This window comes from Bartonella sp. AA16NXGY (assembly GCF_042197325.1).
Taxonomy (GTDB): domain Bacteria; phylum Pseudomonadota; class Alphaproteobacteria; order Rhizobiales; family Rhizobiaceae; genus Bartonella.
In genome coordinates, this window is sequence record NZ_JBHIRR010000089.1 from 1 (window position 1) to 500 (window position 500).

The following is a 500-nucleotide window of genomic DNA, read 5'->3' on the forward strand; positions in this document are numbered from 1 at the left end:
GCTTGCTGATCCAAGTGTTCTTGGGCGCCTTTGATAGTAATCTTTCCCCCAGAGTGAATGGTAATATCCGCTTGTTTCTGTTCTTCTGGTGCTTTCTCTCCTGACGTTTCCTCTGCCTTACCGGCTATGAGCGTCGAGGCTACAACTTCCGTGTTGTTTCCGGAATCAATGGCAATGCCTTCACCCCCTGTTATGCTTGACCCCACAACTTGGCGCACATCCATCTTGTTATGCTCAGATTTGCTGCTACTAAATGCTCCACCGTCTTTATGGTACGACATCTCATACTGTAAGCTATCCTCTGCATTATTGATCAGGACATCGTTGCTGGCTTTCAGCCCTACCTTGCCATCAGCCGCAATGGAACTACCTGTGATGCTAAGATCATGCGGTTTGCCATCCTGCCCTGCAATGACAGTGCTATCACCTCCCGATTTTATCGAAGAGCCAACGGCATGAGAGGCTTGCATATCCACTTTCGTGTTTTTGGTGCGAAGATG

General features: G+C 48.6%; 1 protein-coding gene. It reads right to left on the reverse strand.

Annotation, left to right across the window (positions count from 1 at the left end; translation table 11 throughout):
* A partial coding sequence (locus ACFINK_RS09475) for a hemagglutinin repeat-containing protein (protein WP_375638927.1) occupies positions 1-500 on the reverse strand: 500 nt, incomplete at both ends.